At 72.3% G+C, this 24,976-nt stretch carries 21 protein-coding genes and 1 pseudogene; 8 read left to right on the forward strand and 14 right to left on the reverse strand.

Features of this window, described 5'->3' with window-relative positions; translation table 11 throughout:
* Positions 1–1,556: ABC transporter substrate-binding protein (locus GPJ59_RS09435; protein ID WP_258024119.1), on the reverse strand; the 1,556-nt coding region annotated here is incomplete at its 3' end.
* A gap of 378 nt (positions 1,557–1,934) precedes the next feature.
* Here GPJ59_RS09435 and GPJ59_RS09440 point away from each other — a divergent pair.
* The 4 genes from GPJ59_RS09440 to GPJ59_RS09455 all read left to right on the forward strand — a co-directional run bounded on the left by GPJ59_RS09440 (position 1,935) and on the right by GPJ59_RS09455 (position 5,789).
* A complete protein-coding gene (locus GPJ59_RS09440; protein WP_219666025.1) occupies positions 1,935–2,159 on the forward strand; it encodes a hypothetical protein in 225 nt (74 codons plus the stop codon).
* Between the two features lie 111 nt (positions 2,160–2,270).
* Positions 2,271–3,098, forward strand: a complete 828-nt coding sequence (locus GPJ59_RS09445) for a hypothetical protein (protein WP_219666026.1) — start codon at positions 2,271–2,273, stop codon at positions 3,096–3,098.
* 1 nt (position 3,099) lies between these two features.
* Positions 3,100–5,010: a fumarate reductase/succinate dehydrogenase flavoprotein subunit gene (locus GPJ59_RS09450; protein WP_219666027.1), complete on the forward strand. Its 1,911-nt coding sequence runs from the start codon at positions 3,100–3,102 to the stop codon at positions 5,008–5,010.
* On the forward strand, positions 5,007–5,789 hold the full coding sequence (locus tag GPJ59_RS09455; protein WP_219666028.1) for a succinate dehydrogenase/fumarate reductase iron-sulfur subunit: 783 nt from the start codon (positions 5,007–5,009) through the stop codon (positions 5,787–5,789). Before GPJ59_RS09450 ends, GPJ59_RS09455 begins: the two co-directional genes overlap by 4 nt.
* Before the next feature lie 203 nt (positions 5,790–5,992).
* Here the strand turns inward: GPJ59_RS09455 and GPJ59_RS09460 are convergent, their stop codons facing one another.
* The 7 genes from GPJ59_RS09460 to GPJ59_RS09490 form a co-directional block, all read right to left on the reverse strand.
* Complete coding sequence (locus tag GPJ59_RS09460) at positions 5,993–8,548, reverse strand: SpoIIE family protein phosphatase (protein ID WP_374200822.1); 2,556 nt, start codon at positions 8,546–8,548, stop codon at positions 5,993–5,995.
* Between the two features lie 180 nt (positions 8,549–8,728).
* Positions 8,729–9,157, reverse strand: coding sequence for an ATP-binding protein (locus GPJ59_RS09465; protein WP_219666029.1), 429 nt, complete (start codon positions 9,155–9,157; stop codon positions 8,729–8,731).
* A gap of 344 nt (positions 9,158–9,501) precedes the next feature.
* Positions 9,502–9,924 carry a (deoxy)nucleoside triphosphate pyrophosphohydrolase gene (locus GPJ59_RS09470; RefSeq protein WP_219666030.1) on the reverse strand — a complete coding sequence of 141 codons (423 nt, stop codon included), beginning with the start codon at positions 9,922–9,924 and terminating at the stop codon, positions 9,502–9,504.
* 29 nt (positions 9,925–9,953) lie between these two features.
* Complete coding sequence (locus GPJ59_RS09475; protein WP_219666031.1) at positions 9,954–10,139, reverse strand: SPOR domain-containing protein; 186 nt, start codon at positions 10,137–10,139, stop codon at positions 9,954–9,956.
* A 299-nt stretch (positions 10,140–10,438) separates the two neighbouring features.
* Complete coding sequence (locus GPJ59_RS09480) at positions 10,439–11,191, reverse strand: GntR family transcriptional regulator (RefSeq protein ID WP_219666032.1); 753 nt, start codon at positions 11,189–11,191, stop codon at positions 10,439–10,441.
* 122 nt (positions 11,192–11,313) lie between these two features.
* Positions 11,314–12,630: a DUF4190 domain-containing protein gene (locus GPJ59_RS09485; protein ID WP_219666033.1), complete on the reverse strand. Its 1,317-nt coding sequence runs from the start codon at positions 12,628–12,630 to the stop codon at positions 11,314–11,316.
* 138 nt (positions 12,631–12,768) lie between these two features.
* Positions 12,769–14,343, reverse strand: coding sequence for a S8 family peptidase (locus GPJ59_RS09490; RefSeq protein ID WP_219666034.1), 1,575 nt, complete (start codon positions 14,341–14,343; stop codon positions 12,769–12,771).
* Between the two features lie 1,110 nt (positions 14,344–15,453).
* Between GPJ59_RS09490 and GPJ59_RS09495 the strand changes: the two genes are divergently transcribed.
* Both GPJ59_RS09495 and GPJ59_RS09500 read left to right on the forward strand, forming a co-directional pair.
* A complete protein-coding gene (locus GPJ59_RS09495; protein ID WP_219666035.1) occupies positions 15,454–16,278 on the forward strand; it encodes an isocitrate lyase/PEP mutase family protein in 825 nt (274 codons plus the stop codon).
* 189 nt (positions 16,279–16,467) lie between these two features.
* Positions 16,468–17,451: an EamA family transporter gene (locus GPJ59_RS09500; protein WP_219666036.1), complete on the forward strand. Its 984-nt coding sequence runs from the start codon at positions 16,468–16,470 to the stop codon at positions 17,449–17,451.
* Between the two features lie 151 nt (positions 17,452–17,602).
* Here GPJ59_RS09500 and GPJ59_RS09505 read toward each other — a convergent pair whose 3' ends face one another.
* The 4 genes from GPJ59_RS09505 to GPJ59_RS09520 all read right to left on the reverse strand — a co-directional run bounded on the left by GPJ59_RS09505 (position 17,603) and on the right by GPJ59_RS09520 (position 21,619).
* Positions 17,603–18,457 (reverse strand): trypsin-like serine peptidase, encoded by an 855-nt coding sequence (locus tag GPJ59_RS09505; RefSeq protein ID WP_308120206.1) that lies wholly within the window; start codon positions 18,455–18,457, stop codon positions 17,603–17,605.
* Complete coding sequence (locus GPJ59_RS09510) at positions 18,394–19,617, reverse strand: alpha/beta hydrolase (protein ID WP_308120207.1); 1,224 nt, start codon at positions 19,615–19,617, stop codon at positions 18,394–18,396. The genes GPJ59_RS09505 and GPJ59_RS09510 overlap by 64 nt, the downstream gene beginning before the upstream one ends.
* 138 nt (positions 19,618–19,755) lie before the next feature.
* Positions 19,756–21,030, reverse strand: coding sequence for an alpha/beta hydrolase (locus GPJ59_RS09515; RefSeq protein WP_308120208.1), 1,275 nt, complete (start codon positions 21,028–21,030; stop codon positions 19,756–19,758).
* A gap of 151 nt (positions 21,031–21,181) precedes the next feature.
* On the reverse strand, positions 21,182–21,619 hold the full coding sequence (locus GPJ59_RS09520) for a MarR family winged helix-turn-helix transcriptional regulator (RefSeq protein ID WP_219666037.1): 438 nt from the start codon (positions 21,617–21,619) through the stop codon (positions 21,182–21,184).
* Positions 21,620–21,713: 94 nt separating this feature from the next.
* On the opposite strand from GPJ59_RS09520, the gene GPJ59_RS09525 reads away from it, so the two are divergent.
* Both GPJ59_RS09525 and GPJ59_RS09530 read left to right on the forward strand, forming a co-directional pair.
* The gene (locus tag GPJ59_RS09525; RefSeq protein WP_219666038.1) at positions 21,714–22,730 is read left to right on the forward strand and encodes an SMP-30/gluconolactonase/LRE family protein; all 1,017 of its coding nucleotides are present in this window, start codon (positions 21,714–21,716) and stop codon (positions 22,728–22,730) included.
* Positions 22,731–22,880: 150 nt separating this feature from the next.
* Positions 22,881–23,495 carry an antibiotic biosynthesis monooxygenase gene (locus tag GPJ59_RS09530; protein WP_219666039.1) on the forward strand — a complete coding sequence of 205 codons (615 nt, stop codon included), beginning with the start codon at positions 22,881–22,883 and terminating at the stop codon, positions 23,493–23,495.
* 71 nt (positions 23,496–23,566) lie between these two features.
* Here the strand turns inward: GPJ59_RS09530 and GPJ59_RS09535 are convergent.
* Positions 23,567–23,759 (reverse strand): annotated as a pseudogene (locus GPJ59_RS09535) (type II toxin-antitoxin system YoeB family toxin).
* Positions 23,760–23,780: 21 nt separating this feature from the next.
* On the reverse strand, positions 23,781–24,917 hold the full coding sequence (locus GPJ59_RS09540) for a Fic family protein (protein ID WP_219666040.1): 1,137 nt from the start codon (positions 24,915–24,917) through the stop codon (positions 23,781–23,783).
* Positions 24,918–24,976 lie beyond the last annotated feature (59 nt).

The raw sequence follows: 24,976 nt of genomic DNA on the forward strand, positions 1-24,976 counted from the left end.
GTGCCGGGGGCGGCGGGGGCCGCAGCGGGCTCGGCGAGGCCGTCCGCGGCGGCGCGGGCCCGGGCGGCCACCACGGACAGGTCGCCGTTTCGCTCGTCGTCCTGGCCGACGATGTACAGCCCGTCGTTCCCGGTGCCGGGGCCGGCCGGGCGCTTGGAGTCGTCCTGCCCGCCCGGCTCCTTCTTCTCCGCCTCGGAGCCCGCCTTGGTGACCGGCCGGGCGACCTTGCCGCCCGGGCGCCAGCCGGCGTCGGCGAGCAGGGCCTGGGCCGCCTTCGGGTCGGTGCCGCCGAGTGCCGCGCTGTTGTCGGCGTACGCCTGCTGGCCCGCCAGGGCCAGGTGGCTGCCGACCGGCTTGGCCGGCAGGCCCAGCGGCTTCAGGACGACCTCGGCCAGCTCCTGGCGGTCCAGGGCGCGGGCGACGGCCCGCCGGACCCGCTCGTCGGCCAGCGGCCCGGACGCCCCGTTCAGCGCGAGCTGGGTGTACGCCGGCTCCAGGGACTTGCGCACGGTGAACCGGGCCAGCGCCTTCTGCTCGTCGGCGTAGACCTTGACGGCCTCGGCCTTCTTGCGGCGGGCCTCCAGCTCCTCCTGGGCCTTGATCTCGTCCATGCCGTTGGCGAGCGCCCAGGACAGGGTGGCCTGGGCCGGGGTGAGCGAGGCGTTCGGGCCGCGCGCGGCGCCGCGGTCGCCGCCGCGCCGGGCCAGGGCGATCCGGTCGGCGCCGGCCCGGTCGATCTCGGCCAGGTCCACCTTGCCGGCGGCCAGCGCGGCGGGCCGGTTCGCCCGGGCCACGGCGGTCAGCACCAGGGTGTCGAGCTTGGCCGGGCGGCCCCACCAGCGCGGGTTGCGCGACAGCGCGGCGGTGCCGGTCTTCTTGTCGATGGCGCCCAGGTTGAAGGGGCCGGCGGTGACCTTCAGGGTGCCGCGCGCGCCCTCGTTGAAGGACTCGGGGGTGCCGGTGACCTGCTTGGGGTAGAGCGGGCTGAACAGGGACTTCCAGTCGGCGTAGGGCTTTGCGAAGGTGACCCTCACCTCCAGGTCGTTGGCCCCGCGCTCGATCTTCTCGATCCGGTCGTAGCCGGCGTTGCGCGCCGTCCAGTACGCGGAGTCCTTGCCGTTCAGCGCCCGCCACTGGGCCACGAAGTCCGGGGCGCCGACCTCCCGGCCGTCGCTCCACACCGCCTGCTGGTTCAGCTTGTACAGCACGACCTGCTTCGGCTCGCGCAGAACGACCTCGGCCTTCTCCAGGTAGTCCGGGTCGGCCACCGGACGGCCCTTGGCGTCCAGCACGAACAGGTGCGGCAGGACGGCTCCCGCGACCCGGGTGGTGGCGGCGTCCGCGTCCGCCTGGAAGGTGTTCAGCGTCTCCGGGAGGTTGTCCACCGCCCAGCGCAGCACCCCCCCGTCGCCGACCTGGTCGCGGGTGGTGGCCGCGATGTCCGGGCCGGCGGCGACCTGCCCGCCGTCGTCGTCGGTACCGCAGCCCGCGAGCAGCGGCAGCGCGAGGACGCCCGAGGTCAGCAGCGCCAAGGAGCTGTGCCTTCTCTGGGACATGGGTGGTACCTCCGGGGCGGGGCGAGCGGGGGGTCGCGTACTCGATCACGGATGGCGATCACGGATGTTGATCACGGATGGCGGTATTTGGAGCTGATCACACCGGTGTCGAAACCCACTGAAATCGACCGTCCGCCGTGCCCTGCGCAGCCGCCCCGCGCCACGCCGCGAACCCCACCCGTGCGGACCAATCCCGTTTGCCCACGGACGCGCGGTCCCCCGGGAGAGGGATGACAATGGATGCAGGGAGGGGGCGCACAGATCGCGCCTGCGCGCCCGGATTCGCTGCACGTCCCTTCACAAGCGGGGGCGTGGGGCGCGACACTCGCAGGCGCACATGAGCGTTGCCACCGCAACCTGCGGAAGTGAGGGCAAGTCATGTCCCTGCAGGACGATTTGAACGCCGTACGGCGCAACCTCGACGAGCTGACCCGCAAGGTCGAGCAGCTGGAGAAGAAGGCCGCGCGGCAGAAGCCGGAAGGGTCGGCGGCCCCGCCGGACCGGTCCCGGATGGTGACCGTCCCGGACACGCCGTACGACAACGCACTGTGGACGGACACCGACGACGAGGGTCTGGGCGCCCGCGACCGCCACGCGCCCTGATCCCGCAGCCGTAACCTTCCGCCACACCCCATCAGGCCCAGCCCTCGCGCACACGGCGCGACGGCTGGGTCTCCTGGGCCACCCCCGACCACTCCTCCCGGAGAGTCCCCTTTGGCCACAGGCACCGAACCACCCCGACCCCGGCAGCTGACCGGCGTCCACGACACCTCCCGGGCCGCGATCGCGGCCCGGCACCTGCGTACCGACCGCTGGTGGCTCGCCCCCGCGGCCACCGCAGCGGGGCTGCTCGCCTTCGTCGTGTACTCGACCTGGCGGGCGTTCGCGAACGCCGACTACTACGCGGCGCCGTACGTCTCGCCCTTCTACTCCCCCTGCCTGGCGGAGAACTGCGTTCCGATGCAGGACGGCCCCAACTGGCCCGTCTTCGGCAGCTGGTGGACCCTCTCCCCCGCCCTGCTGATCCTGATCTTCCCGCTCGGCTTCCGGCTGACCTGCTACTACTACCGCAAGGCCTACTACCGGGGCTTCTGGGCCTCGCCGCCGGCCTGCGCGGTCGCCGAGCCGCACAGCGCGTACACGGGCGAGACGCGCTTCCCGCTGATCCTGCAGAACATGCACCGCTACTTCTTCTACGCGGCGCTGCCGGTGGCGGGCATCCTCACGTACGACACCGTCCTGGCCTTCCGGGACAGCACCTACGCATGGGGGCACATGGGTCTGGGCACCCTGGTCTTCCTCGTCAACATCGTGCTGATCTGGGCCTACACCCTTTCGTGCCATTCCTGCCGGCACATCATCGGCGGGCGGCTGCGGCACTTCTCCAAGCACCCGGTGCGCTACCGGCTGTGGAGCTGGGTCGGGAAGCTCAACGCCCGCCACATGCAGCTGGCGTGGGCGTCCCTGATCAGCGTGGCGCTGTGCGACTTCTACGTCTACCTGCTCGCGACGGGCACCATCACCGACCCGAGGATCTTCTGACATGGCTCAAGTCGACCGGCAGCAGTGGGACGTGGTCGTGGTCGGCGCCGGCGGCGCCGGGCTGCGTGCCGCGATCGAGGCCCGCGAGCGGGGCGCCCGTACGGCGGTGATCTGCAAGTCCCTGTTCGGCAAGGCCCACACGGTGATGGCCGAGGGCGGCATCGCCGCCTCCATGGGCAACGTCAACTCGGCCGACAACTGGCAGGTGCACTTCCGCGACACCATGCGCGGCGGGAAGTTCCTCAACCAGTGGCGGATGGCCGAGCTGCACGCGAAGGAGGCACCGGACCGGGTCTGGGAACTGGAGACCTGGGGCGCGCTGTTCGACCGCACCCCGGACGGGAAGATCTCGCAGCGCAACTTCGGCGGGCACGAGTACCCGCGGCTCGCGCACGTCGGTGACCGCACCGGCCTGGAGCTGATCCGCACCCTCCAGCAGAAGATCGTGCAGCTCCAGCAGCAGGACTTCAAGGAGTCCGGCGACCACGAGGCCCGCCTGAAGATCTTCCAGGAGTGCACGGTCACCAGGGTCCTGAAGGACGGGGACAAGGTCGCCGGGGTCTTCTGCTACGAGCGCGAGTCCGGCCGCTTCTTCGTCCTGGAGGCCCCCGCCGTGGTCCTCGCGACCGGCGGCATCGGCAAGTCCTTCAAGACGACCTCCAACTCCTGGGAGTACACCGGCGACGGGCACGCGCTGGCCCTGCTCGCGGGCGCCCCGCTGCTGAACATGGAGTTCATCCAGTTCCACCCGACAGGCATGGTCTGGCCGCCGTCGGTCAAGGGCATCCTCGTCACCGAGTCCGTCCGCGGCGACGGCGGCGTGCTGCGCAACAGCGAGGGCAAGCGGTTCATGTTCGACTACGTCCCGAGCGTCTTCAAGGAGAAGTACGCCGAGACGGAGGAGGAGGGCGACCGCTGGTACGAGGACCAGGAACACAACCGGCGCCCGCCCGAGCTGCTCCCCCGCGACGAGGTGGCCCGCGCCATCAACTCCGAGGTCAAGGCGGGCCGCGGCTCCCCGCACGGCGGAGTCTTCCTGGACGTCTCCTCCCGCCTCCCCGCCGAGGTCATCAAGCGCAAACTGCCCTCCATGTACCACCAGTTCAAGGAACTGGCGGACGTGGACATCACCGCCGAGCCCATGGAGGTCGGCCCGACCTGCCACTACGTGATGGGCGGGATCGCCGTCGACTCCGACACGGCCGCCACCGTCGGCGTGCCGGGCCTGTTCGCGGCCGGCGAGGTCGCGGGCGGCATGCACGGCTCGAACCGGCTGGGCGGCAACTCCCTCTCCGACCTGCTGGTCTTCGGCCGCCGGGCCGGCTGGCACGCGGCCGAGCACGCCGCCGCGCACGCCGCCACGGCCGACCGCCCCGCGGTCGACCAGGCCCAGGTGGACGCGGCCGCGGCCGAGGCCCTGGCCCCCTTCCACGCCGAGGACGGCGCGGAGAACCCGTACACCCTGCACCAGGAACTCCAGCAGTCGATGAACGACCTGGTCGGCATCATCCGCCGGGAGGGCGAGATGCAGCAGGCCCTGGGCAGGCTGCGGGCCCTGCGGGTGCGCGCCGCCCGGGCCGGGGTCGAGGGGCACCGCCAGTTCAACCCCGGCTGGCACCTCGCGCTGGACCTGCGCAACATGCTGCTGGTCAGCGAGTGCGTGGCGAAGGCGGCGCTGGAGCGCACCGAGAGCCGCGGCGGGCACACCCGCGAGGACTGCCCGTCGATGGAGCGGGAGTGGCGCCCGGTGAACCTGGTCTGCCACCCGGTGGACCCCGTACCCGCGGATCCGGCCGCCGACCGCATCCGCCTGGTCCGCCGGCGGACCGAACCCATCCGCCCCGACCTGCTGGCCCTCTTCGAGAAGGAGGAGCTGGTCAAGTACCTCGCCGAAGAGGAGCTCTACGAGTGACTGCCACCGGTACTGGATACGACGCACGCTTCCGCATCTGGCGGGGCGACGCGGAGGGCGGGGAGCTGCGGGACTTCACCGTCGAGGTGCACGAGGGCGAGGTCGTCCTGGACATCGTCCACCGCCTCCAGGCCACGCAGGCGGCCGACCTCGCGGTCCGCTGGAACTGCAAGGCGGGCAAGTGCGGTTCGTGCAGTGCGGAGATCAACGGCCGCCCGCGGCTGATGTGCATGACGCGCATGTCGACGTTCTCCCGCGAGGAGACGATCACGATCACCCCGCTGCGGGCCTTCCCGGTGGTCCGCGACCTGGTGACGGACGTGTCCTTCAACTACACCAAGGCGCGCGAGGTGCCCGCGTTCGTCCCGCCGCAGGGACTCGCCCCCGGCGAGTACCGGATGCAGCAGGTCGACGTGGACCGCTCGCAGGAGTTCCGCAAGTGCATCGAGTGCTTCCTGTGCCAGGACACCTGCCACGTGGTGCGTGACCACGAGGAGAACAAGGCGGCCTTCGCCGGGCCGCGCTTCCTGATGCGGGTCGCCGAGCTGGACATGCACCCGCTCGACGCGGCCGAGTCCGAAGGCCTGGACCGCAAGCGCACGGCCCAGGAGGAGCACGGGCTGGGCTACTGCAACATCACCAAGTGCTGCACGGAGGTCTGCCCCGAGGGCATCAAGATCACCGACAACGCGCTGATCCCGCTGAAGGAGCGGGCGGTGGACCGCAAGTACGACCCGCTGGTGTGGCTGGGCTCGAAGATCTCCCGCCGCCGGGACTGACGCGCAGGGGGTGCGGGGGCTCCGCCCCCGGACCCCCGCGCCTCAAACGCCGGCGGGGCTGGATAAATCCAGCCCGCGCGGCGTTTGAGCGCACCGGGCGCGCAGCGCACGGAACGGGGTCCGGGGCGCAGCCCCGGTTTCGGGAAGGGGCGGGTAGGGGAGAGGCTCCGCGCAGCGGCCCCGGCCCGGCCCCGGCCGAGGTGTCAGCCGTACATGCTCAGGAGTTGCTCCGCCGTCAGCTCAACCCCTTCCCCCGCCCCGCCCGGCAAGGGCAACTCGAACCACACCGTCTTCCCCCGATGCGTCCGCCGCGTCCCCCACCCCGACGACAACTGCCCGACCAGCTGCAGGCCCCGCCCACCCTCGTCCGTGTCCCGCGCCCGCCGCCGCCGCGGCTGGACCAGGTTCCCGTCCCACACCTCGCACACCAGCGTCCGGTCCAGCAGCAGCCGCAGCCGGATCTCGCCCTCGCCGTAGCGCAGCGCATTGGTGACCAGTTCGCTGACCAGGAGCTCCGTCGTGTCCAGGAGCCCCTCCAGGCCCCACTCGGGCAGCTGCGCGCGGGCCAGTTCGCGGGCCCGGCCCACCGAGCGCGCCTCGCGCGGCAGGTGCCAGTCGGCGACGGCGTCGCGGGGCAGGCCCTGGACCCGGGCCATCAGCAGGGCGATGTCGTCCTCGCCGTGCCGGGTCTCCAGGGTGGACAGCACGTGGTCACAGACGTCCTCCAGGGGGCGGGAGGGGTCGGCCAGGGCTTCGCGCAGGCCGCGCAGGCCCTCCTCCAGCGGGTGGTCGCGGGACTCGACCAGGCCGTCCGTGTAGAGGGCGAGCAGGGCACCCTCCGGGAGTTCGACCTCCACCTCCTCGAACGGCTCGCCGCCGACGCCGAGCGGCATGCCCGGCGGGACCTCCAGCAGGAGCGCGCCCGCCTCGCCGCTCTCGACGAGCACCGGCGGCATGTGGCCGGCGTTGGCGATGGTGCAGCGCCGGGTGACGGGGTCGTAGACGGCGTACACGCAGGTCGCGAGGTAGACCTCGGACAGGTCGGCCTCGCGGGCGCGGGTGTGCCGGTTGCCTCCGGCTCCGCCCGCGCCCAGGCCCCGGGCGATCTCGTCGAGCGCGCCGAGCACCTCCGCCGGCTCCAGGTCGAGCAGGGCCAGGGTCCGTACCGCCGTGCGCAGCTCGCCCATCGCGACGGCGGCCCGCAGGCCGCGGCCCATGACGTCGCCGACGACCAGCGCGGTGCGGTGGCCGGGCAGCTCGATGACGTCGAACCAGTCGCCGCCGACCTCGGTGGCCGCGTTGCCGGGCAGGTAGCGGCAGGCGATGTCCAGGCCGGCCGCCTCCGGGTCCCCGGGGGGCAGCAGGCTGCGCTGGAGGATCAGGGCGCGCTCGTGCTCGCGCCGGTAGAGCCGGGCGTTGTCGATGCACACGGCGGCCCGTGCGGCCAGTTCCACGGCGACGGCCCGGTCCCGTTCGCCGAAGGGCTCGCTGCCCTTCGTACGGGAGAACTGGGCGAGGCCGACCACCGTGTCGTGGGCGACCAGGGGGACGACGAGGGTGGACTGCACCAGGTCCTCCGGTCCGCCGCCCTCCATCAGCCGGGGGCGGGCGGTGCGCAGGGCGAGGGCGCCGGGGGAGGCGGCGGGATAGCGGTGGATCTCGCCGACGCCGACCGGCGGGCCGGACAGCGGGGCGTCGGAGACGGCGCTGGCGAAGGCGACCCGCCGCAGCGGGGCGGACGGCAGCCGGCCGGCGCCCTGGCCCGGCAGGGTCGGCACCCCCGGGCCCTGCGGCCGGGCCGGGCCGTCGCGGTCGTCGTCGCCGAGCAGCAGCCCCTGGTAGAGGTCCACGGAGGCCAGGTCGCAGAAGCCGGGGACGGTGACGTCGAGCAGTTCCCGGGCGGTGGTCTCCAGGTCCAGGGAGGTCCCGATGCGCGCGCCGGCCTCGTTGAGGAGGGCGAGGTTGCGGCGGACGCCGGCGGCCTCGCGGGCGGCCAGGTGGCGGCGGGTGACGTCGGTGCCCAGGCCGGCGATGCCGATCGGGCGGCCGCTGCCGCCGTGCAGCCGGTAGAGGTTGATCGACCAGTGGCGGTGCTCGCGGCTGCCGGGTGCGGCGCCGGTGATCTGGAGGTCGGTGACGGCCTCGCCGGTCTCCAGGACCCGGCGCAGGGCCGCGGTCATGCGGTCGGCCTCGCGCGCGGGCAGGTAGTCGTGGACGGTGCGGCCGCGGTGCTCCTCCACCGTGCCGCCGAAGACGGTCGCGAAGCGGCGGTTGGCGCGCTGCACGGTGAGATCCGTGCCGAAGAGCAGGAAGCCGAAGGGAGATTGACCGAATATGGCCTGGGAGGCCGCGAGGTCGGACTCGATCCTCCGCAGCGCGCGGACGTCGACCACGATGCACAGCGCGGCCCGCTCGGCGGTCTCGGTCCGGGTCGGCATCACATAGATCTCGGCCACGCCGTGGGCGCCGGACCCGCCGGGGATGCGGAAGGGGACGAGGCCCGTCCATTCCCCGCCGTCGAGGATCTCGGCGATCTTGCGGTGGCCGTCCGCGCGCAGCTCCGGCGGCATGAAGGCCTCGACCGGGTCCCGGCCGAGGACCTGTGCGGCGCCCAGCCCGAAGAGTTCCTCGGCGCGCAGGCTCCACTGGTCGACGAGTCCGTCAGGGCCGAGGGAGAAGGAGGCCACCTTGATGTAGTCGTATATCGAGCCAGGCGGGCTGCTGTGCCACAGGGCGTCCTGCCACGACTGACCGGGCACACGGGTCTGATGTGCCTTCGCAGGTATTTCGCTCACGCGACCGTCCCCTCCAGCTCACCGCAACCGGACCGGCCATGACCGAAGTATTCAGCACCACGGCCCCTGACGGCACGGCGTTCACGATCACAGACGGGTTTCATTCATTTCGAGCCACACGGGCGTCGGCCGTCTTCCCTTCTGTTACTCACCAGGAAGAGCCAACTCGAACCACACGGTCTTACCCGTTTTCCCGTGCCGGGTCCCCCACCGCTGGGCCGAGGCCGCCACCAGGTGCAGTCCGCGGCCCCCCTCGTCGTCGGCGCCGGCCGCGCGTTCGCGGGGCGGATCCGGAAGCGGATCGGAGACCTCCACGAGCAGCGCCGGGCCCGCCGTCGAGGTGCCGTTGGCGGGATCCCGACGTACGAGGGCCACGCCGATGGGCCCCGAGGCGTACCGCAGGGAGTTGGTCACCAGCTCGCTGACCAGCAGGACGGTGACGTCGCCGACGGCTTCGAGGCCCCAGGCCCGCAGGGTGCCCCGCACGGCGTGGCGTGCGGTGCGGACGGCACCGGGCTCTGCGGGGAACGCCCACTCGGCTCGTTCACCGTCTGTGTCGATCACGCCGATCACTTCCTGGGCCGACAGCGGACCCAATCGTTTCGCCTGACGGCGAAAGAGGGGCGAGATAGGGACTAATAGCGACATACCCGATATTTGAGGCGCCGTACCCCTCGATACCCCGCCGACCGGCGCACTGTGGCACGTACGGCCTACCGCGCGGATTCCGTGCGCCCCCGGCCGCCGGGCCCTGCGCCCCGGGCGCCGCGGAGACCGGCTGCCCTGCACCCCGGCCGCCGAAGGAGGCCGGCCGCCTACGCGCCGGGCTCCGAAGGAGGTCAGTTGCCTACGCCCCGGCCGCCACGGAGGAGGTCAGCCGCCTTTCACCCCGGGCGTCGCGGAAGAGGTCAGCCGCCTTACACCCCGGGCGTCGCGGCCGCTGCCGCCGCGGCGCGCAGCCGTCGGCCGGCCTCCGCCACCGCCGGGCGGTCCTGGTCGAGCCAGTCGACCGAATCCAGTTCGTCCGGGGCGAGCCAGCGCAGCTCGTCGTGGTCCTCCCGCGGGGCGGGCTCGCCCGAGACCAGCCGGGCGGTCCACACGTGCAGCACGAGGCCGGGCCGCAGCGGCCACTCCCCCGGGATGCGTTCCAGCGGCTCGGCCTCGACGCCGAGTTCCTCGCGCAGCTCGCGCACCAGCGCCTCGGCCACGCTCTCGCCCGGCTCGGCCTTGCCTCCGGGCAGCTCCCAGCGGCCGGCGAGCTCCGGCGGCGCACTGCGCCGGGCGGCCAGCAGGCGCCCCTGGTGACAAAGGGCTCCGCCCACGACCACTCGTACAGTCATGGGCGGAGCCTACGTCAGGACCTGCGTGTTCAGTTCGCCGTGGCGGTCTGGCCGATCCGCTCGACCCAGTAGAGCTGCTTGTGTCCGCGGTCGTCGAGGCTGTCGACGACCTTCTGGGCCTCGGACCGGGTGGCGTACCGGCCCACCCGGTAGCGGTTGCCGTTGTCGTCCTGCCGTATGACCAGCCACGGGAGCAGGGCACCGCTGTCGTTCATCGAGCTTCACCCTCCGCCGACGTACCTGCCCGGGAAACCGCATCGCGCATATGCCCGAGCTTACGCCCGACCTTTACGGAGCGGATACGGTTTTTCACCAAGAGGTACCTCGCAGGCGTACGCATCCGGCCACGCGTACGAGGAAGCCGCGCGCGCCGGCACGGGGAGCGCACGACCCGCGCTCCGGCGGCGCCGGTGACGGGGACGGGCCTGCGGGGCCCGGGTGGTCCGGCGGGGCCGGGGGGCCGGCGAGGTCGGGTGTTCCGGCGGGCCCGGGGTGTTCCGGCAGGCCCGGGCGGTTAACGGACCGGCAGGTGGTACGAGAGCCGGTAGCGGTCGGCCGGGACGACCACGTCGGCCGTCTCGACCGCGCGGCCCGAGGCGTAGTACGTCCGGCCCACCACCAGGACCACATGGCCCGGGACCCCGCCCAGCAGGAGGTTCTCCTCCGCCAGGCCCGGGCGGGCGCCGACCTCCTCCACCACGTTGTCCACGACGACGTCGATCGCGGCCATCCGCTCGACCACGCCGCAGCCGGCCAGCGGGCCCTCCTCCGGCAGCATCACCGGGGTGCGCCCGGTGACGGCGAGGGGCTCCCAGGAGGTGGAGAGCATCATCGCCTCGCCCGCGTCCCGGAAGACGTACCGGGTGCGCATCACGCGGTCGCCCGCCGCGATGCCGAGCCGCTGGGCGATGTCGGCGGGGGCCCCGGTCTGCTCGCTGCTGGACTCCCAGGTGCCCTGCACCGCGGAGTCGGCCTGCTCCTGCCGGAACGGGGTGGAGGCGCCCGGCGCCCGGTACCCGGAGCGGGCCACGCGGCGCGGCGCCCGGTGCTCGCGCACGTACGTCCCGGACCCGGACCGGCCCTCGACCAGCCCCTCCGCCATGAGCACCTTGCGCGCCTCCAGCGCCACGGTGTCCGAGACCCCGTACTCCTCGCGGATGCGGGCCTGGGAGGGGAGGCGGGCGTGCGGAGGCAGGGACCCATCGACGATCTTCCGCCGCAGATCACCGGCGACGCGCAGATAGGCCGGCTGCTCACCGAAAGTCACTGGGCACTCCCATCAGGTTGACAGACAGCAACAGCCTGGCAACCGACGGTTCGGGACTGCAAGCAAGGGCCAGTGTTTCACCCGATGTGATGAAACCCTGGCCTTAAACCCGTCACGCTGCGTCAGGCCGGCTGGTGCGAGGGACCCCGCCCGGTGCCGCCACCGGAGCCGGACCCACCGCCGGAACCGCCACCGGAACCGCCACCGGAACCACCGCCGCTGCCGCCCGAGTCGTCCTCGGCGTCCTCGCGCCACTCGGGCACCGTCGTCGACAGCCCCAGCGCGGCGCGCATCGCCTTCTCCGTCCCGATGCGCGTGGCGCGGACCGCCGTACCCGACGCCGCCTCGAAGGCCTTGGCGTCCTTCGCCTCCGACGCCGCCTTCCAGGCCGCCCGGGCCTTGTCGAGCTCAGCGCGCAGCGTGTCGGCGGGGCGCTTGAGTCCGGGCTTGCCGGCCAGGGTCCGGAGCACGCTCGACTCGGCGGTCATGGCGGTCTCGATCTCGTGCGCCCAGAGCTTGTACCCGGTCAGGTCGTCCGCGACCCGCTCCGCGTCCGGCGCATTGTTCAGCGCGAGCTCGACGGCGTCCGCCTGGGTGAGGTACGCGCGCTGGTCGGTGTTGAGGTTCTCCTGACGCAGGCTGCCCTGACGCTTGACGTGCGGCACGGCCAGCGAGCAGGTGATCTTGTAGTCGCCGCGCTCCCAGGACTCCCGGGTGGGGGCCAGGAAGTACGTCTCGACGTCGGAGGGCACGGCCCAGGAGTCCGGGGCGTACTCGTCCTGGGCCTTCCAGCACGCCGTCCTGGCCTGCCGCTCGATCTCGTCGTCACCCGGGAAGGGACCGTTGGGAAGCCCGATGTTGGTCTGGGACACCTCGGCGTCGTGCGGTTTGTCGCAGGGGACCGTGAAGACGATGCGGGTGTCGCGCTCCAGGTCGCCGCCCGCCACGTTGTAGCACTGGCCCTTGCGCAGCTCGGTGACCAGGGTCCGACGCCCCTCGGCCGTCCCCCCGGTAGCGCTCCTGCCGTCCTCGGCGGCCCGGCGGTCCATGCCGCGGCGGAAGCCCTCCATGAAGCTGTCGGCGGCCTTCTCCAGGAAGAACACCGCCAGCACGGACATCAGCAGCGAGAGGACCAGACCCACGATCGCCAGCGGCTTGCCGCGCTGCCGCCGCTTGGGGATCTGGACCAGGGCCACGATCGCGAACACCACGCCGAGCGGCGGCAGACAGAGCAGGCCGACCGGGAGCGAGGCGATCGCGAACCCGTTGAACGACGGCGCCGGCGGCGGGAAGCCGGCTGGTACCCCGGGCGGCGGGAAGCCGGGCGGTGGCGCCCACATCTGCTGATGCGGCTGCTGCGGCTGCGGCTGGGGCTGGGGCTGGGGCTGGGGCTGCGGCTGCTGCGGCGGAAGCCAGGGAGAGGGCGGCGGAGTGCTCACGGGGTGGTGGCTCCAACGGACGGCGCGAACGAATGCGCGAATAGTACGCAGCGGGGGCGACCGCCGTGCCGGTCGCCCCCGCCGTAGGTCCTGGCGCAGGCCGGATCAGACCGGCCTCACCACTTCCTCAGAACTGCCTCAGAACTGCAGCGCCCAGGAGTCGATCTTGCCGATGTCGTAGTTGGCGTTGTCGTTCACCCGCAGCTTCCAGGTGCCGTTCGCGACCTCCGAGGAGGCGTTGACGCTGTAGGTCTGCAGGATGTTGTCCGTGCTGCTGCCGGTGCGGTTGTGCAGGGTGTAGACGCTGCCGTCGGGGGCGACCAGGTCGACCTTCAGGTCGCCGATCCACGTGTGCTTGATGTCGACGGAGACGGAGAGGGTGGCCGGGGCGTTGCCGGGGACGCCGCTGACGGTGATCGGGGACTCGACGGTGGAGTTGTCGTTGATCGCGTAGTCACCGGTGTTCTCGAAGCGCGACCCGGGCGGAGTCGTGGAGCCGCCGCCGACGTAGAGCAGGCGGTTCGGGGAGCCGGTGCCGGGGCTGGTCACCACGTTCGGGGTGGCGGCGTTCACCAGGGCCGAGGCGACCTGGGCCGGGGTCTGCGTCGGGTTCTGCGAGAGGTGGACGGCGGCCGCGCCGACGACGTGCGGCGTGGCCATCGACGTACCGGAGATGGTGTTCGTCGCGGTGTCGCCCGTGCCCCAGGACGAGGTGATGCTCGAACCGGGCGCGAAGATGTCCAGGATGCTGCCGTAGTTGGAGTAGCTGGCCCTGGCGTCGGAGCTGGTGGTGGCGCCGACGGTGATGGCCTCGGCGACGCGCGCCGGGGACTTGGTGCTGGCGTCCGTCGACTCGTTGCCGGCCGCGACGCCGTAGGTGATGCCGGAGGCGATGGAGTTGCGGACGGCCGTGTCCAGCGCGGAGTCGGCGCCGCCGCCGAGCGACATGTTGGCGACGGCCGGCTTGACCGCGTTCTGCGTCACCCAGTCGATGCCGGCGACGACCTGGGCGGTGGTGCCGGAGCCCTGGTTGTTGAGCACGCGGACGCCGACGATCTTCGCCTTCTTGGCGACGCCGTACGCGTTGCCCCCGACGGTGCCGGCGACGTGGGTGCCGTGGCCGTGACCGTCCTGGGCGGTGTTGTCGTTGTCGATGGCGTCGTAGCCGTAGGAGGCGCGGGTCCCGAAGTCCTGGTGGCTGATGCGGACGCCGGTGTCGATGATGTACGCCGTGACGCCCTCGCCGGCCTTGTCCGGGTAGGTGTAGCTCTGGTTCAGCGGCAGGTTCCGCTGGTCGACGCGGTCCAGGCCCCAGGACGGCGGGTTGGGCTGGGTCGCGTCGACGGTGAACGTCCGGTTCTGCACCACGGACTTGACCGCCGGGTCGGCGGCGATCTTCTTGGCCTGGGCCTCCGAGGCCTCTATGGAGTAGCCGTTGAGGGCGGCCGAGTAGACCCGGTCGATCTTCGCACCGTGCTTCTCGGCCACCGACTTGCCGCTGGCGAGCGTCGAGCGGGCGGCCGAGTCGTGCAGGATCACGATGTAGCTGCCGGCGATGGTGCCGGAGGCGCCGGCGTTCTCGATCCGGCCTTCCGCGGCGGATCCGCCGGCGGCCGCGGCGGGGAGTGCGGCCGCGGCTCCGAGGGCGAGTGCGACGACGGCGGTCGCACTGATCCCGGCGAGCCTCCGGCGGGTGTGACGCATCACGGACATGTGAGGGGTCCTCCTCATTGGTGGTGCGCTGCGGGGGGTTGAGTGCCGTGTTGCTACGGCATGCCCATGACAACTCTGGGGGAGCGCCGGGCCGCCGCCTCCATGAGGTTGGCCCACCCCCTCGGCGTCCGGCAAGGGGCGGGCGCAGGCGTAACAACTGCGCCATGCACCGGCCATGTGCGAGTAAAGATCCGGGACACGGGAGGGGCCCGCACCCCAATACCCGTTCCGGCCAACCCGGCCGCCTCGATCCCCTCTCGACCGCCACCCGCACCACGCCCCGACCGGCCGTTCGGCCCGGAGGGGCCGGCCGGGCGGGGGCGGGACGGGGTCACATTCCCGCCAAGGCTGCCACGGCGGGGCGGGGCGGGGGCGGGCCCGGCCCGGCCGGCGCGGAATTGTGAAGTTTTTGTGCACGACGGGGCGCTGCGACGCGGAATTGGCGGAATCGGGGGTTCGGGCGGGGGCGGGGGCACGCCGACTCCCAAGCGAGGCGCGCCGCTTCGGGGCGGGGGGCGGCTCGCAAGCCGGGCGCGCCGGCTTCCAGCCGGGGGAAGGTCGACTCCCAAGACGGGCGCAGTCCGGCTTCCAGCCGGACTCATGCCGACTCCGGGCCGGGGCATGCCGCCGCCCGGGCGGGCGCAGGCCGGCTCCCGGCTGGGCGCGTACCGAGTCCCGGGCGGGGCAGGCCGGCTCCGGGGCGGGGGCATGCCGCCTTCCGGGCGGGCACGGGACAACTCCCGGGCGGGCGCGGGCCAGCTCCCGCGGGCGTAGGCCGCCTGCCGGCCGAACGCATGCCGCCTCCCGGGCGGGCAGGCCGGCTCCGGGACAGGGGCAGGCCACCTTCCGGGCGGGCGCGGGACAGCTCCCGGGCGGGCGCAAACCGGCTCTCGGCCGGGCACGTGCCGCCTCCCGGCTGGGCGCGCGCCGAGTCCCGGGCGGGCGCAAGCCGGCTCCCGGCCGGACACAGGCCGCCGCCCGGGCGGGTGCAGGTCGGCTCCTCTGCTGAGGGTGCGCATGCTCCCGGCACGGGAGTGTGCGATGGTTCGGATCTACGCAGGTGTCGGAAATCCGCCGGACCCGGGGCGTTCGGTCTGGTGAACTGGCCTTATGACCACCCACGTTGAGACTTCCGCCGCGCGAGCGACCCGCTTCGCGGCACTGCACACCCCCGCCGCCCCGCTCGCCCTCGCCAACGCCTGGGACGTGGCCAGCGCCCGGCTCGTCGAGGCCGCCGGCTCCCCCGCCGTCGCCACCACCAGCGCCGGCGTCGCCTGGTCGCTCGGTTCGCGCGACGGTGACGCCCTGGCCCGCGACCGCGCCGTCGAGCTGGTCGCCCGGGTCGCCGGCGCCGTGGACGTCCCCGTCACCGCGGACATCGAGCGCGGCTTCGGCGCGGACCCGGCCGGGGTCGCCGAGACCGTCTCCGGCGTGCTGGCCGCCGGCGCCGTCGGCATCAACATCGAGGACGGCTCCAGCGACCCCGCCGAGCAGGTCGAGCGGCTGGCGGCGGCCCGGGCCGCCGCCGACTCCGCCGGCATCCCCCTCTACATCAACGCCCGCATCGACACCTACCTGTTCGGCCTCGGCGAGCCCGGTCCGGCCCGGCTGGCGGAGACCCTCTCCCGGGCCGAGGCGTACCTGCGGGCCGGCGCCAGCGGCATCTTCGTACCGGGCGTCTTCGAGCCCGAGGTCGTGGCCGAGCTGGCCCGCGGCATCGAGGCCCCGCTGAACATCCTGGTCGGCCCCGGCGCCCCGAGCGTCGCCGAGCTCGGCGCCCTGGGCGTGGCCCGGGTCAGCCTGGGGTCCTGGGTGGCCGAGGCGGCGTACGCGGTGGTCCGCCGGACCACGGAGGAGCTGCTGGCGAAGGGGACGTACGACGCGGTCGCGGGCGCGCTCTCGTACGGGGAGCTGAACGGGCTGTTCAAGAACTGAGGTGGGGGCCGGGCCCGGCCTCGCTAAGCCGGGCCGAGCCGGGCCGGGCCGAGCCAGGCCAGGCCTCCCCCGCCCGGTCCCGCCCTACCGAAGCGCCGGCCCCGGCCCCCCGGCGTACGGCCTCGCGGGCCCGTCCCCCAGGCGGAATCCGGATGCCCGTGGCCGACGCCGGACCGTAGGATCCGGCCCGTGCGCACCGCGAGACCCGCCGAGGGTTCCCCCGAGTCCCCGCCCGCCGCCGCCTCCGCGGCCGAGCCCGCCGTCCCCGGCAAGCCCGCCGCCGGCCGGCGGGTGACGGGGGCGGTCTGGGCGGCCCTGGCCATCGTCTACGTCGTGTGGGGCTCCACCTACCTCGGCATCCGGGTCGTGGTCGAGACCATGCCGCCGTTCCTGTCGGCCGGGGCCCGCTTCGTCACCGCCGGGCTGCTGCTGACCGCCCTGGTGGCCTGGCGGCAGGGCCCGGCGGCCCTGCGCGTGACCCCCGCCCAGCTCGGCTCGGCGGTGCTCGTCGGCCTGTTGCTGATCCTCGGCGGCAACGGCCTGGTCGTGCTCGCCGAGACCGCGGTGCCCTCCGGCCTGGCCGCGCTGCTGATCGCCGCCGTGCCGATGTGGGTGGTGCTGCTGCGGACGGCCGGCGGGGACCGGCCGCCGCTGCGCACGCTGGGCGGCGTACTGCTGGGCATGGCGGGGCTGGCGGTGCTCACGAGTCCGGGGCTCACCGGCGCGGTGAAGCTGTGGGGTGTGCTGCTGGTCCTGGCGGCCACCGTGCTGTGGTCGGTCGGGTCGTTCTCGTCCTCGAAGCTGCCCATGCCGGCCGACCCGTTCGCCGCGAGCGCGTACGAGATGGTCGCCGGCGGACTCGGCGCCCTGGCCGTGGGCATGGTGCGGGGCGAACAGCACGGCCTGGACCTGTCGGCCGTGTCCACCCGGTCCTGGGTGGCGCTCGGCTACCTGGTCCTCTTCGGCTCCCTGGTCGCCTTCACCGCGTACGTCTGGCTGCTCCAGCAGGCACCGCTGTCCCTGGTCGCGACCTACGCGTACGTCAACCCGGTCGTGGCCGTCGCACTCGGCGCGCTCGTCCTCGGCGAGGAACTGACCTGGCCGCTGGTGGCGGGCGGCGTCGTCGTGGTGGCGGCGGTCGGGGTCATCGTGTCCACGGAGCGCAGGCAGTAGCGGAGTGCAGGCAGTAGCGGAGCGCAGGCAGTAGCGGCGCGCAGGCAGGAGCGGCGGACCCGGTCGGCAGCGGCTCCGAAGGATCGTTCCAGCAGATCCGGATCCGCCCTCCGCCGTCCGCCGAGGCGACGGCGGCCGGGGCCGCCCCCGCTCAGCCGCGCACCGCCCGCTCGTACAGCTTCCTCGCGCGTACGTCGAACAGCGCGGCCGTGGAGTCCACATCGGTGTCCCCGCCGCTGAGCACCCCGATCAGCCGGCCGGGCGCCCCCGGCCCGCCGCGGTCGGCGACCCACGGGCTGCCGCTGGTGCCCGTCCAGAAGCCGGGGCAGCTGATGTAGAGCATGTCCGGATCGTCCTCGTCGTGGCTGGTCCGGGTGGTGCAGGAGACCGGCTCGTTGCGCGGGTTGCGGTCGGACTCCGGGTAGCCGACGACGGTCACGTCGCGCTCGTAGCCGGAGGTCCAGTCGGGTATCGGCGCCTGGTCGCGGCCCACGACGTCCTGGAGGCTGCGGCCGTCCTTGTCGGGCTCGACGGTCAGGAAGGCGTAGTCGGCGGTGTCCTCGCCCCACTTCGACCACCGCTCGTCCACGTGGATCGAGCGGACCTTCCACCGCCCGAGCGGCTGCCGGCCCGCGCCCGCGCCGGTGAAGGCGGGGGCGAAGGACAGCTCGCCGATGGCCATGCCGTCGTGGGCGACGTCCCCGGTCTCGCCGTCGACGCCCTCGGGGGCCACGCAGTGCGCGGCGGTCGCGACGACGTTCCCCTTCGGGCTGTCCACCACGCTCGCCGTGCACCAGTGCCGCCCGTCGGCCATCAGCACGCCCACGGTGGGGAAGGGGGAGGCGGTGGCCTCCTCGTACTCGGGCGCGGACCCGACGAACGCGACCACGGCGAACGCCGCGACGCCGGCGACCGCCGCGGTCGCGCCCTTGCCCGCCGGGCTCAGCGAGCGCCGGTTGCGGGTCCGGGATCCGGGGTCGGCGGCAGCAGTACCTTGCTGATCCACTCCAGCGATCCCTCCCTCATTCCTCGTACGTACGACTTTCCGTTGTGCTCACCATCCTGGATCACCTGCAGCCGGGTGTGCACGGGGCCCCGGGTGTAATCGCGCATGAACTTCTCGGCCTTGTCGCGCCCGCTCTCGGCGGTGCCGATCTGGAAGTTGACGTAGACGTCCGGGCCGCCCGCCGCGATCAGCTTCTCGGCCAGCTTCTCCGGGTTGTTCTCGTCCATGGCCTGCGTGTTCCCGTTCCACAGCGGGGAGTCGGGGACGATGTCCACGCCGCTGGCGATGACCGCCTTGAAGCGGTCGGGGTGCTTCAGGACGTGCTTGAGGGCCCCGAAGCCGCCGGAGGAGGAGCCCATGAAGGCCCAGCCGTCGCGGGAGGTGAAGGTGCGGAAGTTGGCCTTCACGAAATCCGGCACGTCATCGGCCATCCAGGTGCCCATCTTGGGCTGACCGGGGATGTCGGAGCCGTCGAAGTGGTGCTTGGTGTCGGCGTTGATCACCGGCATCACGAGGATGAAGGGCAGGCTCTTGCCGCTCTTCGCGCCGTCGATCACGGCCTGCTGGAGGCCGAGCCCGGGGCCGGTACCCCAGTAGTTCTTGGGGTAGCCCCGGCCGCCGGGCAGCGAGATCAGGACCGGGAAGGCGCTGTTCTCGTACCGCTTGTCGTAGTACTCCCGCGGGACCCACACCCACACGTCACCCGTGAAACCGGACTTCGCGCCCTTGAGGGTGGTCCGGGCGATCTGTGTGCCGTCGGCCAGCCGGCTGGTCCGGATGAACTCGGCCTGCGGCCCGGTCGGCATCCGTACGCCGGGCCGCAGGTCGCCGTTCGCGGCGGTGTCCTTGCCCTTCACCTTGCCGAAGGAGGTGGGATCCCCTATCTCGGAGAAGAAGCCGAACTTGTACGCGCCGGCGGTGAGCGCCAGGGCGACGGCGCCGGCGATCACGTACGTACGGCGCCGCCGGAACCGGCCGCGCGGCGCCGCCGACTTGCCGCGGTCCTGGTCCTGGTCCTGGTCCTGGTCCTGGTCCTGGTCCTGGCCCTGCCCCCGGGTCCGCTCAGGTCCCGGCGGCGTGCCGACTCCGGCTTTGGTGTCAGCTTCGGCGTCGGTGTCGGCGTGGTGGCTGCGCTGTTCCAGCTGGTCCTGCTGCTGCACAGAATCGTCCCGTTCTGATTGTTCCCCCTTGCACCCTTTACAGAGGGATGAACGAGTCGATGGGTTGCCTGGCACCGCTGAGAGCTCAGCCACCTCACGCGTACGACGTCACGGAGTCACGACGTCACGGCGGCGAGATCACCCGGCGTCGGCCTTGGGCGCCTTCATGATCTTGCTGATGGCCTGCAGGCCCTGCTCCTTCATGCCCCGGACGTAGTCCCAGCCGTTGTGGTCGCCGCCCTTGATCTCATGGATGTCTATCTTGACGGGGCCCTTGCCGTAGTCCTTCTGGAACTTCTCCAGCCGGTCCCGGCCGCCCTCCTTGGTGCCGTACTGGAAGTTGACGTAGACCTCGGGTCCCTTGGCCGTGACCAGCTTCTGGGCGAGCTTCCCGGGGTCGTTGGCGTCCATCTCCGCCTTGTAGCCCTTCCACAGCGGGGAGTCCGGGGCGGTCTCGCCGCCGTTGGCGATGACGGCCCGGAACTTGTCCGGGTGCTGCATGAGCTGCTTGAGGCCGACGAAGGCGCCGGAGGAGTTGCCCATGAAGGCCCAGCCGTCGCGGGACTTCCAGGTGCGGAAGTTGGCGCGGGCGAGGTCCGGTACGTCCTCGGACATCCAGGTGCCCATCTTGGGCTGGTTGGGTATGTCGGAGCCGTCGTAGTAGTACTTGGCGTCCGGGTTGAGGACCGGCATGACCAGGATGAAGGGCAGGCTGGTGCCCTTGCCCACGCCCTCGGCGACGGCCTTCTGCAGGCCGAGGCTGCGGTCGGCCCAGTAGTTGGTGGGGTGGCCGTTGCCGCCGGGGAGCGCGATGAGTACGGGGAAGCCGCTCTTGGCGTACTTCGGGTCGTCGTACTCCTTGGGCGTCCAGACCCAGACGTCGCCCTCGAAGCCGGACTTGGCGCCCTTGAGCCGGGTCTTGGATATTCGGGTGCCGTCGTCGAGCTTGGTCGTCTGCTTGAACTCGGCCGCCGGGCCGGTCGGCAGGGACAGGTCGGGGTCGCCGGTCGGCTTCGCGGCACCGCCGCCGCCGTTCCCGCCGCCGCCCTGGCCGGAGGCGGGCGGCTTGCCGTAGCTCACGGTCTCGCCGTTGCCGTCGAACCAGTCGGTCTTGAAGTACGCCCAGCCGGCACCGCCGGCCGCGAGCAGCACGACCACGAGGCCGGTGCTGATCCAGAGCTTCTTGCGCGACTTCCGGGGCGGGTCGTGCGGCTCCTGGTGGAAGTCGTGGTGCTGGGGCTGGTGGGGCGGCTGGTGCGGGGGCTGGTGGTACTGGTCCCCGTACGGCTGACCGTACGGCGGGCGGGCCTGGTAGGCCGGGAGCTCCTGCGTCTCCTGCGCCACGTGGCTCGCCGGCTGGTACGGCGGGTACGGCTGGTCATCGGGCCGCGGGCGCTGCGGGTACTGGTGCACGAACTTCGCTCCGAACGGTCATGACTGCCCCACCACGGGACAGAAAGTCGGGTGGCTCTCCACTGGTCCTGATGCACGAAGACGGCGACAGGTTTCAATACCGGCCAAAAACATGGCACGCGTCTCACGCCGGGCGGTGTTCCTCGTCCCCTTACCGCTGGGCGTCGAGCACGTCGGCGGCCCGGCCGAGCAGGGCGATGAGCTGCTCGCGCTCCTCCGCCGAGAACGCGGCCGCGAGCGCCCGCTCGACCCGTACGGCCGCGGCGTCGGCGAGCTCCATGACCAGGCGCCCCTCGGCGGTCAGCCGCGTTTCGAGGACGTTGCGGTGCCACTCGTGCGGGCTGCGCTCGATCCAGCCGCGCTCCTGAAGGTTCTTGAGCACCGTGTTCATGGTCGGCGGGGTGACCCCGCACAGCCGGGCCAGCGCGGCGGCGGAAATGCCCGGCTTCTCGGCGAGCCACAGCAGGGCGGCGTACTGCGGAACCGTCACCCCGGCCGGCTTGAGCGCGGCGTTCTTGGCGCCGACCAGGGCCTGCTCGGCGCGCTTGACGTGGGAACCGATGCGCTCCTCGGGGGGCATGGAGGTCATCCCCGAATCCTAAAACCTCTTGCGAGCATTAGACCTCTAACATAGATTCGCCTACACCAAGCCAAGCGCCCCCTAATAACAAGAAGGACTCTTCATGCTGCCCAGCCGCTCAGCCAGGACCCTCCTCCCCCTGACCCTGGCCGCGACCCTGATCACCCTCACGACGGCGACGGCGACGGCGACGGCTTCGACTTCGGCTTCGGCTTCGGCTTCGACCACGGCTTCCGCTCCGACTTCGTCGCGCATCTCCACGGCCTTCTCCCTCCCCGGCGAGAAGGTCTACCCGGAGGGCATCGCCGCGGACGCCCGCACGGGCGACGTGTACGTCGGCTCGTACGCGGACGGCACGGTGTACCGGGCCCGCCCGGGCCGGCGTACGGCCGAGGTCTTCCTCCCGGCCGGCGCGGACGGCCGCGACACCGCGAACGGCCTGCGCGTGGACGCCCGCGGCCGGCTGTGGGTGACCGACTCCACCACCGGGGTCGCGGTCTACGACACCCGCACCAGGACGCGACTGGCCCACTTCGAGGTGACGGGCACGGACCCGTTCTTCGTCAACGACCTGACCATCACCCCGGACGGCACCGCTTACCTGACGGACAGCCTCCGCAACGTGATCTACCGCGTGACCCCGTCGCAGCTGGCCGCCGGCACCGGCACCCTCCAGCCGGCGTACGACCTCCACCTGCCGACCGGCGGCATCGGCCTGAACGGCATCGTCTCCGACCGCTTCGGCCGCTGGCTGCTCGCCGTCGACATGACCGCGGGCGAGCTGCACCGCATCGACCTGCGCACCGGCGCACAGAGCCGGGTCACCCTGCACGGCGCCGACCTCAAGCACGCCGACGGCCTGGACCTCGCCCCGGACGGCACCCTCCGGGTGGCCCACAACACCACCAACACCCTGACCCGCTGGCGCCTGTCCCCGGACGCCACCCACGCCTACCTGACCCGCACCCTCACGGACCCGTCCCTCCAGATCCCCACGACCCTCACCCACGTCCCGGGCCGCACCCTGGTGGTCCGCTCCCAGTTCGACAAGGGCGGTCCGATGACCCCGTCCACGGGCACCCCGACCACCTTCACCATCGCCACGGTCCGCGGCCTCTGACCCCTTCCTTCCTCCCTTCCTTCCGCCTGCCCGGCCCCGCGTTTCACCCGAACGCCCCTGCCGCGTTGCCCCGCGTACGCCCCGGCCATCGCATGGAGGGTGGGGAAGAACGAGCCCGCACCCCGGGCACCGGAAGGCAGGAAGGCCGCCATGTACGTGCGCACCATCTACGCAACGGGTGATCCGGCCCGGCTCGACGCCGTCGCCGAGACGGTCCGGACCGAAGGGCGCGAGCTCGTGTCGGCGCAGCCGGGCTATCGGGGCATGGGGCTGTTCGTCGACCGCGAGCTCGGCAAGCTCCTGGTCGGATCGTGGTGGGAGGACGAGGCGTCCCGGCAGGCCAGCGACGAGACCCTGCGCGGGCAACGGACCGAGATGCTGGCCCCCTTCGCACAGACCGCGGCGATCGACAGCTGGGAGGCGGCCGTCGCCCGGCGCGCGGAGGACCTCGGGCCCGGCGCGGGGTTCCGACTGGTGCGCATGGACGTCGAGCCCACGGACATGGACCTGCTGGTGGAGACGTTCCGGGAGACCGCGCTGCCCAGGCTCCAAACAATCCCCGGCCTGAAGGGCACCTCCCTCCTCCTCGACCGCGACCGGGGCAGAGCCGCGGTCGCCACCGTCTACGCCGACCGCGACACCCTGGCGGCATCCCGCAGCACCGTCGCAGCAGTCCGCGGCGAGGCCACGGCCAAGGCCCGCTTCACCACCCAGAGCCTGGAGGAGTTCGAGGTCGTCCTCGCCACGGCCGTCCCCCACATCTGACCCCACGGACGGGCCGGCTCCCGCCGGAGCCGGCCCCGTCCGCCTCCGCCTCCGCCTCGTATGCCGAGCGGTCAGTAGCGGTAGCGCGCCGCCAGGATGACGATGTCCTTGTCGGTGACCAGGTAGACGAGCCGGTGCTCGTCGTCGATCCGCCGCGACCACACCCCGGGCAGGTGGTTCCTCGATGAGCTTGTTGATCCGGGCCAGCATCTTGCGGTCGTTCTTGAGCCAGGACGTGTACCACTCCCGGAACAGGAAAGGCAAAGCCCAGTCCGCGAGATGCCCTCAGCGCGTGTACGGATCGGCCAGCGGCAGCGGCGTCCGAGCCGCCTCCAGGGCTGACTCCGGAAAGGCGGGTCCGGCGGTGTAGAAGCGGGCACGGGTGCGGCCGACCGGTGTCAGGACCTCACCCGCGACGAGATCCCGCAGGTCGCGCTGAGCCCGCTGCAGGCTCAGGTCCTCCGCTCGTTCGTAGCGTGTACGACGCACCCGCCCAGACATCGCCACGTCATGCAGAGCGGAAACCACCCTCTCCTCCAGCCCCCGGACCTCCGCGAACTCACCGAGCAGAAGCCACACCCGACTCGAACGATCCAGGCGACTGCGTACGGTCTGCGCCTGCTGGTGGTACGCGGTGAGGTTGAAGCGGACCCAGTCGGAGACGTCCTGGTCGGGGCGGTAGGTGGCCCCCCGGCGCTGCAGCTCGCGGTAGTACTCCCAGGTGTTGCCGGGGCGCCCCAGCCAAGCCTCGATCGAGGAGAATTCGGGGGCCAGCTCTCCCTCTCTCGCGATCATGAGCGTTTGGAGGGACCGGGACATGCGGCCGTTTCCATCCGCCCACGGGTGGATGGAAACGAGGTGCAGATGCGCCATGGCGGCCCGTACCAGCGGATGGCTGCCATCGTCCGCGTTCAGCCACTCGATCAGTTCACCCGTCAACGCAGGCACATCGGCCGCGTCCGGCGCCGTGTATGCCGCGATGCTGGGATCGCGGGCGTCCGTCACGTACACCGCCCCGCGCCGCCACTGCCCAGCCGGCTTGCGTGGGGCGTGCCGGTGTCCCTGAAGCATCCAGTGGAGCGCGTTGAGCAACTCCTTGCTGTAACGGAAGTCCGCAACATCGTGGAGCGTCTGGATGTAGGTCATCATCCGCTGATAAGCGAGCGTCTCCTCGCGGTCCTCCTCGGAGACGTCGACGTCGCGCTCACCCTCCAGAAGGTCCTCGACGTCGACCGTGGACACTTTGAAGCCCTCGATCGAGTTGGAGGCCGCTACCGCATCCGCGGTCAAGAACTTGCGCAGCCCGTCGGTCCACTTCGCCGGAGCGGACCGGACCTGCAGGCGCAACGAGCGGCGAAGGTCTTCGATCTCACCGAGAACACGCTGATCCTCGGCTTTGAGAGCGGGCGTGGGGAAGAGCATGCCCACAGCATAGAATGACGCAAACATTGCGTCAATGCGTCAGCGTTCGTCGACCATGG

The organism is Streptomyces bambusae (genome assembly GCF_019400985.1).
In the GTDB taxonomy this organism is placed as follows: Bacteria; Actinomycetota; Actinomycetes; order Streptomycetales; family Streptomycetaceae; genus Streptomyces; species Streptomyces bambusae_A.

Excerpts from the sequence above, each read along its gene's own strand:
- GPJ59_RS09440 (WP_219666025.1), top strand. The coding sequence starts at position 1,935 with ATGTCCCTGCAGGACGATTTGAACGCCGTACGGCGCAACCTCGACGAG.
- GPJ59_RS09450 (WP_219666027.1), top strand. The coding sequence starts at position 3,100 with ATGGCTCAAGTCGACCGGCAGCAGTGGGACGTGGTCGTGGTCGGCGCC.
- GPJ59_RS09470 (WP_219666030.1), bottom strand. The coding sequence starts at position 9,924 with ATGACTGTACGAGTGGTCGTGGGCGGAGCCCTTTGTCACCAGGGGCGC.
- GPJ59_RS09475 (WP_219666031.1), bottom strand. The coding sequence starts at position 10,139 with ATGAACGACAGCGGTGCCCTGCTCCCGTGGCTGGTCATACGGCAGGAC.
- GPJ59_RS09490 (WP_219666034.1), bottom strand. The coding sequence starts at position 14,343 with ATGTCCGTGATGCGTCACACCCGCCGGAGGCTCGCCGGGATCAGTGCG.
- GPJ59_RS09495 (WP_219666035.1), top strand. The coding sequence starts at position 15,454 with ATGACCACCCACGTTGAGACTTCCGCCGCGCGAGCGACCCGCTTCGCG.
- GPJ59_RS09520 (WP_219666037.1), bottom strand. The coding sequence starts at position 21,619 with ATGACCTCCATGCCCCCCGAGGAGCGCATCGGTTCCCACGTCAAGCGC.
- GPJ59_RS09525 (WP_219666038.1), top strand. The coding sequence starts at position 21,714 with ATGCTGCCCAGCCGCTCAGCCAGGACCCTCCTCCCCCTGACCCTGGCC.
- GPJ59_RS09530 (WP_219666039.1), top strand. The coding sequence starts at position 22,881 with ATGTACGTGCGCACCATCTACGCAACGGGTGATCCGGCCCGGCTCGAC.
- GPJ59_RS09540 (WP_219666040.1), bottom strand. The coding sequence starts at position 24,917 with ATGCTCTTCCCCACGCCCGCTCTCAAAGCCGAGGATCAGCGTGTTCTC.